This is a genomic window from Natrialba swarupiae, from assembly GCF_008245225.1.
Classification (GTDB): domain Archaea; phylum Halobacteriota; class Halobacteria; order Halobacteriales; family Natrialbaceae; genus Natrarchaeobius; species Natrarchaeobius swarupiae.
The window spans coordinates 16,443-31,135 of record NZ_VTAW01000002.1 but is presented as its reverse complement, the minus strand read 5'-3'; the positions used below and the strand labels follow the sequence as shown (position 1 = coordinate 31,135).

Annotated in this window: 12 protein-coding genes and 1 tRNA gene; 4 read left to right on the top strand and 9 right to left on the bottom strand. The window is 65.8% G+C overall.

The genetic code is table 11. From position 1 onward, the window contains the following. Positions 1 to 43: 43 nt before the first annotated feature. Entirely contained in the window at positions 44 to 1,624 is a 1,581-nt protein-coding gene (locus FYC77_RS02215; RefSeq protein ID WP_149079875.1) for a hypothetical protein, read from the bottom strand. 66 nt (positions 1,625 to 1,690) lie between these two features. Beyond that, positions 1,691 to 3,028 (bottom strand): cobyrinic acid a,c-diamide synthase, encoded by a 1,338-nt coding sequence (locus FYC77_RS02210; protein WP_149079874.1) that lies wholly within the window; start codon positions 3,026 to 3,028, stop codon positions 1,691 to 1,693. Between the two features lie 222 nt (positions 3,029 to 3,250). On the opposite strand from FYC77_RS02210, the gene FYC77_RS20315 reads away from it, so the two are divergent. Continuing rightward, positions 3,251 to 3,415, top strand: a complete 165-nt coding sequence (locus FYC77_RS20315) for a hypothetical protein (protein WP_202911758.1) — start codon at positions 3,251 to 3,253, stop codon at positions 3,413 to 3,415. Between the two features lie 177 nt (positions 3,416 to 3,592). Here the strand turns inward: FYC77_RS20315 and FYC77_RS02205 are convergent, their stop codons facing one another. Beyond that, the gene (locus tag FYC77_RS02205; protein WP_149079873.1) at positions 3,593 to 4,405 is read right to left on the bottom strand and encodes a cobalt-precorrin-7 (C(5))-methyltransferase; all 813 of its coding nucleotides are present in this window, start codon (positions 4,403 to 4,405) and stop codon (positions 3,593 to 3,595) included. Positions 4,406 to 4,472: 67 nt separating this feature from the next. After that, a complete protein-coding gene (gene fen, locus FYC77_RS02200) occupies positions 4,473 to 5,450 on the bottom strand; it encodes a flap endonuclease-1 (protein ID WP_149079872.1) in 978 nt (325 codons plus the stop codon). 133 nt (positions 5,451 to 5,583) lie between these two features. Here fen and FYC77_RS02195 point away from each other — a divergent pair, with 133 nt between their 5' ends. After that, positions 5,584 to 7,005 (top strand): outer membrane protein assembly factor BamB family protein, encoded by a 1,422-nt coding sequence (locus FYC77_RS02195; protein ID WP_149079871.1) that lies wholly within the window; start codon positions 5,584 to 5,586, stop codon positions 7,003 to 7,005. Position 7,006: 1 nt separating this feature from the next. Further along, positions 7,007 to 7,945: a hypothetical protein gene (locus FYC77_RS02190; protein ID WP_149079870.1), complete on the top strand. Its 939-nt coding sequence runs from the start codon at positions 7,007 to 7,009 to the stop codon at positions 7,943 to 7,945. A gap of 19 nt (positions 7,946 to 7,964) precedes the next feature. On the opposite strand, the gene FYC77_RS02185 is transcribed toward FYC77_RS02190, so the two are convergent. After that, positions 7,965 to 8,528 (bottom strand): GNAT family N-acetyltransferase, encoded by a 564-nt coding sequence (locus FYC77_RS02185; protein ID WP_149079869.1) that lies wholly within the window; start codon positions 8,526 to 8,528, stop codon positions 7,965 to 7,967. 134 nt (positions 8,529 to 8,662) lie between these two features. On the opposite strand from FYC77_RS02185, the gene FYC77_RS02180 reads away from it, so the two are divergent. Continuing rightward, the gene (locus FYC77_RS02180) at positions 8,663 to 9,214 is read left to right on the top strand and encodes a hypothetical protein (protein WP_149079868.1); all 552 of its coding nucleotides are present in this window, start codon (positions 8,663 to 8,665) and stop codon (positions 9,212 to 9,214) included. 397 nt (positions 9,215 to 9,611) lie between these two features. On the opposite strand, the gene FYC77_RS02175 is transcribed toward FYC77_RS02180, so the two are convergent. From FYC77_RS02175 to FYC77_RS02160, 4 genes are all read right to left on the bottom strand, one after another. Continuing rightward, positions 9,612 to 9,682, bottom strand: a tRNA-Gly gene (locus FYC77_RS02175). 107 nt (positions 9,683 to 9,789) lie between these two features. Next, positions 9,790 to 10,464: a class I SAM-dependent methyltransferase gene (locus FYC77_RS02170; RefSeq protein ID WP_149079867.1), complete on the bottom strand. Its 675-nt coding sequence runs from the start codon at positions 10,462 to 10,464 to the stop codon at positions 9,790 to 9,792. 91 nt (positions 10,465 to 10,555) lie between these two features. Then, entirely contained in the window at positions 10,556 to 12,670 is a 2,115-nt protein-coding gene (locus tag FYC77_RS02165) for a type II secretion system F family protein (protein WP_149079866.1), read from the bottom strand. Between the two features lie 5 nt (positions 12,671 to 12,675). Then, positions 12,676 to 14,529 (bottom strand): type II/IV secretion system ATPase subunit, encoded by a 1,854-nt coding sequence (locus FYC77_RS02160; RefSeq protein ID WP_149079865.1) that lies wholly within the window; start codon positions 14,527 to 14,529, stop codon positions 12,676 to 12,678. Positions 14,530 to 14,693: the final 164 nt, after the last annotated feature.

Sequence of the window (14,693 nt, the reverse complement as noted above, 5' to 3'; positions counted from 1 at the left end):
TCGATCACTCCTGGGCGAAGAGAACCCCGCTACGTCGCGCCGATCAGTACGCGAACAGCCGCCAGAACCACTCGCCGAGACCGGGCGATCCGATGTCGTCCGGCCGGTCGATGGAGACGTCGGTTTCGTACTCGTAGGCGAGGTGGTAGTCGTAGGCGTCCTCGGGATCGTTTCGCTCGCTCACGTTCATCCGGAGGTCGCCGTGTGACAACGTCTTCCGGCCGGTGTCAACCGTTATTCGGGCCCACGCCTCGTGGACCTCGGGATCGTCGAACGACTCCTCGAGGCTCCGTCCATGCTCGGCAGAGTAGACGTCGTCCGGATCGGTGAGTTCGAGGGTGATCTCGTCGTCGTCTTCGGCGACGACGGTCCAGTTTTCAGCCTCCGGCGAGGGCTCGCCGAGCTTCGGCAGCCGTTCGTCCTGAGTCATCATCGCGTAGCCGGGCAGGGGAGCGGGTTCGCCGTAGTAGTACATCCCACTCTCGAAGTACATCTCGATGCCCTCGAACGACGTCGAGAGCTGTCGTTCCTCCCTGTCGATCCGGAGTTCGTACATCACCTCCTCGTCTTCGGCCGACCCGTTCAGCCACCGATACTCGTGGCTCGAGCGCTCGGTGTTGTCGTGGGCGGTCGCGTACAGTTCGTCGGGATCGCCGGACAGCGGTTCGGGTTCGGTGTCGATCGGGCGAATCTCGTTCATCCGGACGGCACCGGCGGTCGCGACCAGCGCCGTCACGAGCAAGACGACGATCGCGAGACGAGCCACCGGAACGGACTGGGAAGCGGTGTTCCGTGACGACGGGCGGGACGGCAGGCTCGAGTCCGAGAACCGATCGAGCACGAGGCCGAGCGCTCCCGCGAGCCACACCGCGCCACCGGTGACGAGGACCGAGAGGCCGAGGGCGATCGGAACGATCTCGGCGTCGACCGAGCCGACCGTGAGCTGGGCGTCCTCGAACCGGCGCACCACGCGGTCGGTGACGGCGAACGCGCCGGCCGAAAATCCGACGAACGCAAGCGTCCAGCCCGTCGCCGTCGCGAGCGACCGCGGGGCCGAGGACGGTGCGGCCATCGCCGTTCGGAACGCGTCGGTGACGCGCACACCGCGTCCGATCTCGGCGACCGCGATTCCCGGAACGATCCACGCGACGAGCGCGCCGATCCCGATGCCGGCGAACGGGCCGAACGTGACGACGGTAAACGTGAACAGATCGCCGTAGCCGACCCAGTACAGGACGAACCTGATCGGCGTATCGACCACCAGAAAGAGCGCGGTTCCGACGACGATGGCGATCCAATGACCGACGGTCGCGAGCGCGGCCAGTGCCGCCAGCCGTCCCGCGATCTCGCCGTCCCACCCGCTGGCGACGTCGTCTTCGGCTCGAGTTTCCTCCTCGGCGATCACATCACGTGCCGTCGAGGAGACGGCCGCGAGGCCGAAGACGGCGAAGACCGGCGGCCAGAGGACGACCGCGGCGGCCAGCCAGAGGTCGCCGAAATAGGGGTCGAGAAAATCGACGAGCGCGATCCGGACACCCCCCTCGAGAGCCGCGACGAGCGCCGCGACGGCGACGAGTCGCCAACTCGACGTCGTCCGCGAGAGGACGGTCCTGAACGAAGACATGACCAGTACTCGAGACGACGCTGCCATAAATTATTCGACAGTCCCTCCGAATCAGCCAGGGGCTGGCTATCGGTTGTCCGAGGCCGACGACGTAATCGACTCGAGGAACCGATCGAACGCTCCGCTCTCGGCGTGGACGTGAACGTAGGTGCCCAGAGAGTCGTACTCGGTCAGTCCGTCGTGGTCGCCGTCGATGCCGCTCCCGCGGACGGTCTCGAAGGCAAAGCGGGCGTCGTCGTCGACGTCGGCGCTCGAGTAGTGGAACTCGTGTCCCCGGATTCGCTCTCCGGCTGTGGCCGTGAGTGTGCCGTTCACCGCCTCGAGTTCGACGTGGTCGAGCGCCTGGTACCGGTCGTGCATGGTCACGTCCGCCGGCAGGATCCCGGCCATCTCGTACCGATCGCCCGCCGCCGTCGTCAGCGACTCGCTCATCGCCATCAGACCGCCACACTCCCCCAGCACGGGTAGTCCGTCGCTCGCGAGGTCCGCGAGTTCCGAGAGCGTTCCGGACGACTCGAGTTCCGCGGCGTGGAGTTCCGGGTAGCCGCCGGGCAGGTAGACGGCGTCGCAGTCGGGAACCTCCTCGCCCGCGACGGGCGAGAACGTCACTACCTCGCCGCGCTCGCGGAACCGTTCGATCGTCGCCGGATACCGAAAGGCGAAGGCGACGTCGCTGGCGATGGCGATCCGCGGCTCGGTCGATAGTGGATTGACGGCCGCGCGACTGCCCTTGGCGGCCGATTCGGGTGGATCGCGGGCCACAGCCGCCAGCCGCTCGGCCTCGAGCGTTTCGGCCGCTTCGCGGAGCGCCTCCCGTGGCAGGGCCGCTTCCCCACCCATCTCGAGGCCGAGGTGTCGGTCCGGAATCTCGAGGTCGTCGTTCGGCGGAATTCGGCCGAAGTACGCGAGGTCATCGGGAAGCGCCTCGCGGATTCCCGCCTCGTGGCGGCCGCCGTGGGCGCGCTGGGCGACGATCCCCGCAACGTCGACCTCTCGGCCGATCGCGTCGGCGTACTCGCGAAAGCCCAACGCGGTCGCCGCGACGCTTTCCATCCCTGCTTTGGCGTCGACGACGAGGACCACGGGGAGGGAAAGCGCCTCGGCGACCATCGCGGTGCTCGAGCCGTCGCCGTCGTACAGCCCCATGACGCCCTCGACGACGCAGACGTCGCCCTCGCCGCGGTGGTAGTTCCGCCCCAGACCGCCCTCGCCACAGAGCCACAGGTCGAGCGTTCTCGAGGGACGTCCCGCGATCGCCTCGTGGTGGCTCGGGTCGATGAAGTCCGATCCCGCTTTCGCCGGCTGGACCTCGTAACCGGCGTCGGACAGCGCCTGGGTGATCGCGAGCGTCGCGACGGTTTTTCCGACGCCCGAACTTACGCCCCCGAGGACGAACCCCTTCATCGTCGCCGCCTCGAGACGCGACCCGCCGCCCCGTTCGGGCCGATCAACTCGCCGTTCTCACCGCCCCGTCCGCCGCTCGGTTCGTCATTCATCAGTCTAGTTGCGTTCGTACAACCGAACTTGAATCCGTCGGTGGTCGGCGTGGCTCTGTCCATGTTAGATGTTCACATATCCACCGACGGACTTAACCGCGCGAATCCGTTATCAGTGTTCCCGATTACCATGTCCCCCACCGACGAGACGCTGACCGAACACCACCTCCGTGAGGCGCTTCGCCACCTCGAGTGTGCGCGAAACGGCGACCTCAGAAAGACCAACGACGTCGCCATCGCACAGGTGACGGATACTGTCGCGGCAGTTCTCAGCGAGTACGAGCACGACGAGTAGCAGTACGACCGTTCGACGTCGGTGTTACAGACGACACTCGAAACGGAGACAGCGGTGACGGTCGGCCGAGATGGAGACAGCGGTGATAGTCGGCTCGAGACGGAGACAGCGGTGATAGTCGGCTCGAGACGGAGACAGCGGTGACAGTTGACGTACGCCTGTGGGCACCGATCAGAGTCAGTCTGTGCGGTCGACGGGTCGGCGAACCGCGAGCACCACGAGATCCGAAAACGGCGTGTCCTCCTTCCCGTCGCCCCCGGCGTGGGCTGCGAGTCCCTCGAGCGTGAACCGGTGGATCTCCTCGTCCGCGAGGGTGAGCTTCTCCAGGACCAGCGCCTCGAGATCCGGATCGGCACCGTTCTCGAGCAGAAAAGCGGCGAGATCGCCGGGCATCCGATCGAACGGGCGCGGGAGGACGAGCAGGTGACGCTCCCCGACGGCGGTCGCGAGGCGATCTACGTCGGCCTCGAGGTCGCCGCTCTTGTGGAGCGTGACGAACTCGGTGTCCTCCATCGGGGTCCGGGCCCGGCTGGCGGCGACCTGAAGCGAGGAGATACCGGGGACGACGCGGACGGGTGTCGGCTCGACACCCCGCCGATCGGCGACGCGCTCGACGACGTTTTCGACCTTCCCGACGAACTGATAGCCCGAGTGATTCGGGTCGCCCATCGCGACGGCGGCGCCGGTCTCGCCGTCGGCAACGCGCTCGCCGAACGCCGACAGCGCCTCGGCTTCGTCTTTGTAGCCACAGGTCAGCAGGTCCGCCTCGGTTCGATCCTCGACGAACTCGACGACGGTCGAGAAGCCGACGAGGACGTCGGCCTCGCGGATCGCCCGCTCCCCTCGTGGCGTCAGGTACTCGAGGTTTCCAGGGCCGATGCCGACGACGTGAACGGGATCGTCGGTCTCCGAGCCGAGGTCGGGCTCCGACGCTCCGGCCGCGAACGTCGCCGGGTCCGGCCCCGACTCGAGGTCGTAGTCGTCGCTCATCGACCCACCTCCGAACCGTCCCGGCTCGTCTCGCCTTCGACGTGACGTGGCCGCGAGCCAGTCGGGGCTACGTCCATCGATCCAACCCCGTCTGGGTTGCGCTCTCTTCGATCCGCTCGAAGCCGCGTGCGACCTCGTCGGCGTCGACGCTCCACTCGTCGACGACGTACGCCCTCGCCGCCTCGAGGTCCGGGTCGAGGTCCGGGTCGAACGCGTAGTCGTCGGACACGTTCGGCTCTCTGAACAGCGCGCGAACCCGGTCGCCGTACTCGACGTGGTCGCCGCGGGCCTCGAGGACGCTCCAGAGATCGCCGTGTTCGGTGATCGCCGAAATCGCAGTCTTCGGGCCGATCCCCGAGACGCCCTCGTTGAAGTCCGTCCCGATGAGGATCGCCGCGTCGATCAGCTGTTCCAAGGTGAGATCGTGATGGGCGAGCGTCGCCTCGAGGTCCATGAGTTCGGGATCGCCCTTGCTCGTCAGCTGTCGGAGCGTCAGCGGTGCGCCGAACAGCAGGGCGTCGTAGTCCTCCGAGCCGACGTAGTCGGCGTCGCCGCGCCGGACCATGTGCGCCGCCTGCGCCTCTCCCTCCGCGGGGGCCTCGACGACCGGCACGTCGAGCAGTCGGAGGAGTTCCCGGCTGGTTTCCTGGATCTCCGGCGTCAGTCGTTGCGTGCGGGACTCGAGTTGGGCGATCGCGAGTTCGTCGCCTTCCTCGCGGGCGACCTCGAGTTGCTCCTCGTACGTTCGGCGCTGCTCGCGGCGGGACTCGATCTCGTCTGCTTTGAGTTCCGAGGGGCCGCCGTCGAACACCATCACCGGCACGATATCGTTCTCGAAGAACTTGGGGAGTCCCTGGACGATACCGATCAGATTCGCCACTTCGGTCCCGTCCGCCGTCGTATACTTCTCGCTCGAGGTCCACTTGACCGTCGTCGTCAGATACCGGTAGAGCCAGTTGTGGGCGTCGACGGCGACGACCCCCTCGACGTCGTCGAAGGGAATCTCCTCGATAACGGCGATGTCGCGTAGTGCGGCGTTTCCCATTGAGAGGGTATTGATCGGACTGGGATTTGAATCGTTGGCTTCCGGATTGACTTCCGATCGGGACCGGAACCGCCGTTCGCGGGGAACGAAAACGCCTTTGATAGCGAGATATGTAGCGACAACAACGTATTCGATGACTCGAGCCCTCCACCTCGACCGCCGCGGAATACTCGCTACTGTCGGCGCGGCCCTGACAGCTGGCTGTCTCGGTTCTGGACGGGCATCCTCGTTTCTCGGGGTCGACCCCACGCCCGCCGAACGGGGCGACGACTGGCGAATGTACGGCCGCGACCCCGGCCGGACGCGATACGTTCCAGACGCATCGCTCCCACGAGATAGCGTGAGCGTCGCGTGGGAACGCTCGACCGGCGCCTCGAGCTGGCGCCCGCCAGTCATCGCCGACGGAACCGTCTACTGCCAGTACGCCAACGGCCTGTTCGTCCTCGACGTCGAGGCGGGGGAGGGTCCCAGGCCGGACACCCACGGCGGGTTCGGCCGCGGGACCGGGCCGATGGCGTTCGCCTCGACGGAGGTCTACCGGGACGGCACGTTGCTCGTCCCGTACGGCGAATCGGTGGGTGGCTACGCCGCCGATCCCGACAGCTGGACGGGACAGGTCGAGGGGCTGGGCGAAGGCCGATCCCGCTGGTGGATCGACGGCGATACCGTCAGCGCGAGCGTTCCGGGCGTCTCGAGCGAATCCCCGTGGCTCGCCTCGCCGATCGTCGTCGACGGAACGATCGTCACGGTTCATCCAACCTCGAGCGTCGTCCGCGCGTCCGATCCGAACGACGGCAGTTCGCGCTGGCGCGTCGACCTCGAGGCGACCGTCTCCGAGGAGGACCATCTCTTCCCGCACGGCCACGTCGTCGATACTGCGACCGGAACCGTCGTTCTGAAGGCGCGGTTCCTCCGAGACCAGCAGATCGTCGGCGAGCCCCGTCTCGTCGGCATCGACCTCGCCGACGGTTCACTCGAGTGGACCGTCGACGAGGGGCCGACGAACGAGCGGACCGAGTTCGCCGAGGAGACGGACAGTCTCGCCGCGCGCGACGGATCCGTCTACACCGTCGACTGGACGGATTCGAGCCGCGAGCTACGGATCCTCGAGATCGACGCCGAAACTGGCGAACGCGGCTGGTCGCTGTCGCTCGACCGAAGCGCACACGTCGGTATCGCCGTCGACGAGTCGACGCTCTATCACGTCGGCCTCGAGGCGGAAAGCGGGATGGATCCGTCCGCGATCGCGGCGGTCTCGCTCGAGGACGAGAGCGTCCGCTGGGAGCGGACGATCGACGACTCGCCGGGAAACGTCTGGAGCCCGCAGACGCCACCGCCGACGGTTGCCGACGAACACCTTCTCGTCCCCGGTGGCCGCGGATTGCACGCCCTCGAGCGGGCGACCGGCGACTCACTGTGGACGTTCACCGAGGTGGTCGGGACCTCCGGCGGGGGCGAGACGGAACGCGCCGGACTGACGCCCGCCGTCGTTTCCGGTGATCGGATCGTCCTCGGAACGACGCTCGTGCTATACGGACTCGAGGGGGGTGCGTAGCGTGGCCGACGTCGACACCGACGGGACAGATGCGACCGACGATAGCGTGGCGGCGACCGATGGAAGCGGAGCGAGCGTGGCGGGTGAACTGTCGACGGCGTCGGACTCGAGCGACGGTGACGGGTTCGTGTCGATTCTCGTGGCCGCGACCGCCCGAATTCGGGCGGACCCGACGCTCGCTCTCCCGTTCGTCCTCGCGGGTATCCTGGCTGGGGCGAGTTCGGTCGCCAGAATCGCCAGTCCGTACCCGACGGGTGTCACGCCGTTCCCCGGTCGCGGATACCTCGTGATTCTCGTACCGTTCGTTCCGGATCTCGAGCCGGCGATCGAGATCGGGCCGTCGATCCTACCCGGAATGAAAGCGCCGTTTCTGCTCGGACTGGTCGGCTGGCAGGTCACGATCACGGCGATAACAGTCCTCGCGTTTGCCGTCGTCCTCCGTGGGTTTTCGCCCGGGACCACGGAAGCGACGCCCCCACTCGAGTCGACGGGCGCGATTCCGCCGCTCCGTCGGGTCGGTCGGCTCCTCGGACTCGTCCTCGTGGTCCAGGCCGCGACCTTCGGCATGACGTTCGTCGCCGGCGTCTGGGGTGACGGCACACTCGGCATCGTCTCCCTGGCGATGCTCGTCACCGTTCCGCTCTCGATCGGACTCCTCCTTGCGCCAGCGTACATCGTCCTCGAGGGGACAGGGGCCAAGGCGGGGGTGCTCGAGAGCATCCATCGGGTCCTCGAACGGCCGATTTCGACCGTCACGCTGGTGGTCGGCCTCGGCTACCTCGGCTACGCGCTGACCGGGTTCGCGACGCTCGTCCCGTCGACGCCGGTCGGCGTCTTCGTCGGGACCGTCACGAGCGTCGCGGTCGTCGGGACGATACACGCGGCTGTCGTCGCGACGGCGTACCGACGGTGGAGCGAGCCGCCGGCGACCTCGTCGTAGCGATCGCCTCGTACACGTCTCACTCGGAGACCTCACGATCGCCGACCGAGTCGGGCGGATCGCTCCCGCGTCGGGACTCGAGGAACTCCTCTTCTGGGTCCGAGAGCTCCCGGTCGCGAAACTGCTCGAGGCCCTGCTGGTAGCGTTCGTGGCGCATTTCGGCGGACCCACGTGCATCCGGAACCGGGGACGGGAACTCGAGGACGAGTTCGGCGATCCCCGTCGTCTCGCCGGTGTACGCGAAGCCGGTCCGGTAGAGCGCCTCGTAGGCGAACGGGTTGTTGACGGCGATCCGGAGTCGATCGTAGCCGCGTTCGGTCGCCCGGTCGCGGACCAGCGACAGCAGCTTCGGGCCGATGCCCTGTCCGCGGCGCGTTCGGTCGACGGTGACGTACCGGATCCACAGCGTTCCCTCGTCGGTCCGATCCTCGTTGAACGCCGCCGCCGCGACGATTTCGTCGTCGGCGCGGGCGACCGCCTTCCCCGTGTTCGTCATGACGAACTTGCCGGCGTAGCTAAAGCGCTCGTGGTCGAGTCGGAGTTTCGGGCCGTCGGGCGGCCAGCCGAGTAGGTCGTACTCCACGGTCGGCTCTCGAGTGCCGCCAGCAAAGTAGCCACCGGAGCGTGTGCGACACTCGAAGACTCGACGACGGTTCCGCTGTTGATGCGTATGCCGGTCGAACGCTTTTGACGCTGTTCGTGGTACGAGTGGTCACTATGAGCACCGAATCCGACACGGCGACCGCGTTCGGGATCAGTAGCCAGCGGGGATGGCCGATCGGCGGGGCACTCGGCGGGGCGATCGGTGCCGCGGCCTTCGGTCTCTTGATGTGGCTGTTCGACCCCGAGGTCCTCACGGCGGCGATCCCCTCGATCTACGGGTTCGAACCCGTGGGTGTCGTCGGCTGGGGGATCCACATCCTCCACGGGATCGTCCTGGGGATCGTCTTCGGTTTCCTCGTCACGCGGGAACTGATCCTGGGTGCGGTGACGATGAACCCCGAGACCGACGTGCTCTCACAAACCAGCATCAGACTGCGAATCGTCGCCGCCGGCTTCGTCTTCGGACTCGCGATCTGGGCGATCCTCCCGCTGATCGTCCTCCCTGTCTGGCTCGAGACGATCGGAACCGCTGCGGGGGGTGAGTTCCCCGCGATCGCCGTCGAGAGCCTACTCGGCCACCTGCTGTTCGGTACGGTCCTGGGGATCGTCTTCGCGATCTCGATCGACCTGAGCGATCGATCTCCGGACGGTCCGTTCTCGGGGTGAGGCGACACGCGAGGGCCAGCAGTTTCGAATCTGGCGGTGGTGCAGAAGTCTTCACAGACCCTCTACTCCCGTATTTCGCCTATACGCCGAATGTAGTTTCGACCCCATCAGCAGTGAGTAGATCGCGAAATCAACATCTGTTTGTCAACCCCGGAATTCGCCGAGTTAGGCCTTGATACCTATTCTGCAATACCGCCTCCCCGATTAGGGATTTGAACCACACCTGATACGGATTACTGTAGCGATGTACCGGTGAGACCGCCGTCCGGGTCGCGTCTCACCGGAACTGATCTACAATAAACCGTATGAGAGCCTGCTCCCTTCGTTCGCAGAACCACAGTCTGAATCGAATCCTGAATACGATTTCTGCTGCTCACGAAGTTGCTCGCAGCAGAAATGCGCGGACCGGGATTTGAACCCGGGCCATGAGCTTGGAAGGCTCAGGTCCTACCACTAGACCATCCGCGCTCAGTCTTCGATTTCGGCTCCACGTTTAAGGCTCTTCCTTTTCGACTCGAGCGTGAGTGGACTCGAGTCGAGCGGTTTTCGGTCGGTCGGACCGGCAGGTCACGGAACTACTCGCTCGAGCCGGCGACCGTCGCGTAGCAGTTCCCACTCGAGAGCTCCCACTCGCGGATCTCGAGGTTGCTCTCGAGGAGGTCGCGTTCGAACTCTTCGGGTGCGTAGATGTGATAGAAGCGGTCGACCGTGGTGCCGCCGGGGAGCGTCCACTCGACGGTCGTATCGAAGCCGTCAGTCTCGTCGAAGCGGTCGTGGGCTGTCGACCACGCGCTGACGAGGGCCCGGGCGCCGGGTGCGAGCACGCGAGCGAGTTCGTCGAGACTCGCCACGCGCGTCTCTCGAGTCGGGAGGTGATGAAGCGTCGCGACGTAGACGCCGACAGCGACGGAGTCGGCGGCCAGCGGGAGCGACGCCGCGTCGGCCTGACAGAGGGCGACGTCGAACCCCCGGTCGGTCGCGCGGTCCCGGCCGGTCTCGAGCAGCCCGCGGCTGACGTCGACGCCGAGGACGGACTCGAGACCGGCGTCGGCGAGCAACTCCGCGTGTCGGCAGTTACCACAACCGAGGTCGAGACCGACGCCATCGGCCGAGTGGTCGGTGTGCTCGCCGACGAACGCCTCGACCTCGGGCCAGGCGTACTCGCGCGTAGACGCGAAGTGGGTCGCGATCCGGTCGTAGGTGTCGCGAACGTCGGCCCGTCGCGTTTGCTCGCCGTCCTCGTCGGCCATCGTCGGTGATCCGCGGTCGACTCGCAAAAAGCGTTCGACTGCGGGCGGCCCACCGCGTCCACACCGGAAACGACGTCGGAGTTCGACGCGTTCACACCACGAGCACGAACAGCGCGAGCGCGAGTGAGATCATGATCGCCGCGTGTTTCGCTCCCGCCTTCACGTCACCGGTGCTCAACTGACCCGCGATCAGCCCGGAGAGCAACCCTTGGACCAGTGCCGCGTGGTAAAACAACATCCCGTAGGCATCGGCTGCACCCTCCGAGAAGCCACTGAACGAACCTGCAGCACCACCGTTGCCCACGTCGGCCCCTTCCGTCGGGAGGTTCGGTAACAGGTACGCCCCGAGTACCGCGATGATAAACAGGAAGACGAGAAACGAGACGTAGACGACGACCATGTACTCGACCATCGCCTGGGCGCGTTCGCGCTCGAGGCGGCGATCCGCCGCGGCCTGTCTGGCGGCGATTCGAAGCACCGTGGCGAGATTCCCGCTTGCGTTCATCGATTCGGTGAGCAGAGTGACGACGCGAGAGACCGAACGCGTCCGGACGCGCCCCTCGAACCGGTGGAGTGCGGTCTCGAGGTCCGCTCCCCATTGGACGTCCGTCCAGACGTGCTCGAGTTCCGCGCTGAGCGGGCCGAGTTCCGACTCGCGCACGTGGCCGATAGCCGAGACGATCGACATCCCGGCCTCGTTGACGCTGGCGAGGCGATCGAGCAGGTCGGGAACCGCCGCCTCGATCGCCCGGATCCGTCGGCGGTGGAGTTCGTAGGCGATCGCGAACGGGACGAGGACGACCAGCAAACCGAGTGCGACCGTGTCGTCGATCGCCGCCGGGTCGAACCCGCCATCGCCCGCGGTAGACCGAAGCTGCCAGCCGATCGCGCCGGCGGCGACGGGAACGGTGATCGCGAGCGTTCGAATCGGGCGCTCTATCAACGAGCCAATCGGATCGCCGAACCGTTCGCGGAGCGATCGAAGCCGGCGATAGTGGCCGAGCCGGTCGAGGTTCGTTTGCACGGTCTCGGATCCATCGGAACCGCCGTGAGCAGCGCCGGGCGAAGAACCACCGACGCCGCCGTCGGCTTTCGCCCGGTGTCCGGGGCCGGCGAGTTCGGCCTCGGTACGTGAGGAACTGTCCGGCGCGTCGGTGCCGGGAACGATCGCGTCGGTGACCATACTCAAGTAGACGATAAACACGAGGTTGCCAAGCGGCAGGATCAGGTAGATCAGTGCCTGTAGCGGGTCCAGGGTGTCGCCGACGGCGATGCCGATGACGACGAGTATCGTGATGAGAAACAGCGGCCCAGCGACGAGTACCGTGACGTACGCCTCAGCCAGCGTGCTGAGCGTCTCGAGCGTGCTCTCTTGTTGGGCTTCGGCTTCGTCCTGAAAGTCGTGGTACTGACGTTCGAGGAACTCGGAGAGGTTGTGACCACTCTGCATCACGCTGACGAGGTTCTCGGTGAACTCGCTGAACTGAGTGCTCGGCGACCGCCGTCCCATCGTCTGCAAGGCGGTGACGACGTCGGTGCCGAACGTGTCCATGTGGCGGACGGCGACGTCGAACTCGGCGGCGGCTTCGCCGTACGTCTTCTGGTGGCGGGCGACGATTCGAACGACCGTGGGAAACGACATGCCGCTTCTCGAGAGCGCGTAGATAAACGAGACCGTGGTCGGGAGTGCCGTCTCGATTCGCTGGGCGCGGGCGTCGGCGACGTAGCTGGGGTACCACCAGCGAAGCCAGTACGTTCCGGTGCCAGCGAGCGTGCCGACCGTGAGGCAGGCGAGGACGACCAGGCCGAACAGTTCGACCGGCGACAGCGCCGGCAGACCGCCGAGGCTCGCGAGGAACTCGAGGGCACCGGGCAACGCCTCGCGCATCGTCTCGGGGTCGATCGCGAGGACGAGCAAGAGGAGCCAGATGGCGTAGATGCCGACGATCGAGCCGACGACGGCGAGCGCCGCGGCGTACAGCATCGTTTTCGAGCCGTACTCTCTGTAGGTCGTCGGAAACTGCGCCGCCCGGAGCGCCGACTGCCTCGACGGATGCTCGCGTTTGAACTCGTCGATATATCGGCCGAACAGGCGAACCGAAGTTCGGGTAAGCAGGCGGTCGACACGCGCGTGAAACTGGGAGAGGACGATCGGGACCAGACAACACAGCGCAATCGCGAGCGGAACGACGGTCACGTACTCCATGGCGGTCAACGACGCTCGCTCCCGACCGGTGAGTGACTCTCTGCGTCACGCTCGAGTCGGTCGTCACGTTCGCGTTCAGACCGGTCCTGGTGCTCGTGTTTGGGCTGGTCCGTCCGTTCGTGTTCGATCGTTTCCTCGCGCTCCTCGAGTGGGGCGTCGTGATCCGCGCCATCGGATGCCCCCTCGGCACCCTCGTCCGCCCCGCTGTTTTGGGTAGGGAGCCCGTCGCGGTCGTCCCCGTCGTCGGCTGCCGCGGGATCGTCGACGCCGAGTCGCTCGAGAACGCTCTCCCGGTCGGCGTAGTACTCGTTGACGAGGGCGGTAAACCGACGGTAATCGGAGATGTCGTTTTCCTGTAGATACTCGAGAAAGCGCTCGCGGTTTCGTAACTCGGACAGTAGTTCGGTTCGGCTCCAGCCCCGTTCGTCGCGAATCTCCGCTAAGAGCTGGCTCCCCTTCGACTGGAAGGTGTCCGTGTCGCCGTCCCAGGTGTACGCTGGCGAGTAGTCGAGTTCGCCCGTCCGCTGGTCGATGCCCTCGATCTCCGCGAGCACCTTGTTTCGGCGGACCCGTCCGTCCTCGAGGCGGGTGAGCGTCTGGATCGAGAGTACGTCGAGGCTTTGGACCATCGGCCGCGGGACGTTGATGGGCTCGTTCTCGAGTCGGTTGATTACCGTCTGGACGGAGTCGGCGTGCATCGTCGAGTAGGTGGTGTGACCGGTGTTCATCGCCTGGAAGAGCGTGATCGCCTCCTCGCCGCGAACCTCGCCGACGACGATGTACTCCGGACGGTGACGGAGTGCGGACCGCAACAGGTCGTACATCGTCACGTGTTTGCCCTCGTGGGTGCTCTCGCGCGTGACCGAGGAGAGCCAGTTATCGTGATAGAGCTGGAGCTCGCGGGTGTCCTCGATCGTCAACACCTTCGATCGCGGCGGGATGAACATCGAGATGGCGTTCATGCTCGTCGTCTTGCCCGAAGCGGTACCGCCGGCGAAGATCAGGCTCCGGTTGTGCTCGATGACGAGCCAGAGGTAGGCCATCTGTTCGACGCTGAAGGTGCCGTACTCGATCAGATCGATCGGAGTAAACGGCTCGTCGGCGTACTTGCGGACGGTAAATGCCGACCCTCGTGGGGTAACCTCTTCGCCGAGTGCGAGTTCGGCCCGCGAGCCGTCTGGCAGGGTCGTCTCGACCATCGGATCCCCGATCGAGATGTGGCGACCGGAGTGTTGGGCGAGTCGGACGACGAACTGGTCGAGTGCCGCCTTCTCGAAGGAGACGTTCGTCTCGATGTCGGTGTACTCGTCGTGGTAGACGAAAATCGGGAGTCCGTAGCCGTCACACGAGATATCTTCGACGTGGTGATCGTGCATGATCGGATCGAGACGGCCGTAGCCACGAAAGTCGCGATAGAGGTAGTAAAACAACCGATAGAGCGATCGCGTATCGATCTCCGCACCGTAGCGCTCGAGGTACTCACAGATCGTGTCGGCCAGTAACGTCTCGACGTCCTCGTGATCGTCCTCTCGGTAGAGAAGCGGGTCCCGAACGTCCTCGAACAGCGTCTCGAGTATCGCCCGCTCGTCGGCCCGAAGCGTCGGCTCGATCACGTCGTACCGGTGGTGGTTCGCTTCCGGATCGTACCCGATCGAGACGAACGAAAACGGCGCGTTGACCCAGTAGCGTTCGACCTCGTCTAGACCGTCGATACCGTCGAACTCGAGGAGCGGCCCGTGGGTCGATGGCTCGTATTCGACGAACTCGACTTGCGATCCGCGAAGCGTCTCGACGAGTCGCCGAACGGTTCGGCGAACGGCTTTACCTGTCGACGCTGATTCCGCAGTTCGTTCGGACATCGATCTCCCGAGGGCCAACTCGGTTCTATCCAGTCTCGGGTCGGCCGGCCCTTAAATCGGTTGGCCGTGTGGAAACTCGCAAACGACGAACGGGTTCGGGAGATCGGTTAGATTGTCGACGTATCGTGCGTTACGTTCATACGGTGGGAGCGCTAACCGACTGG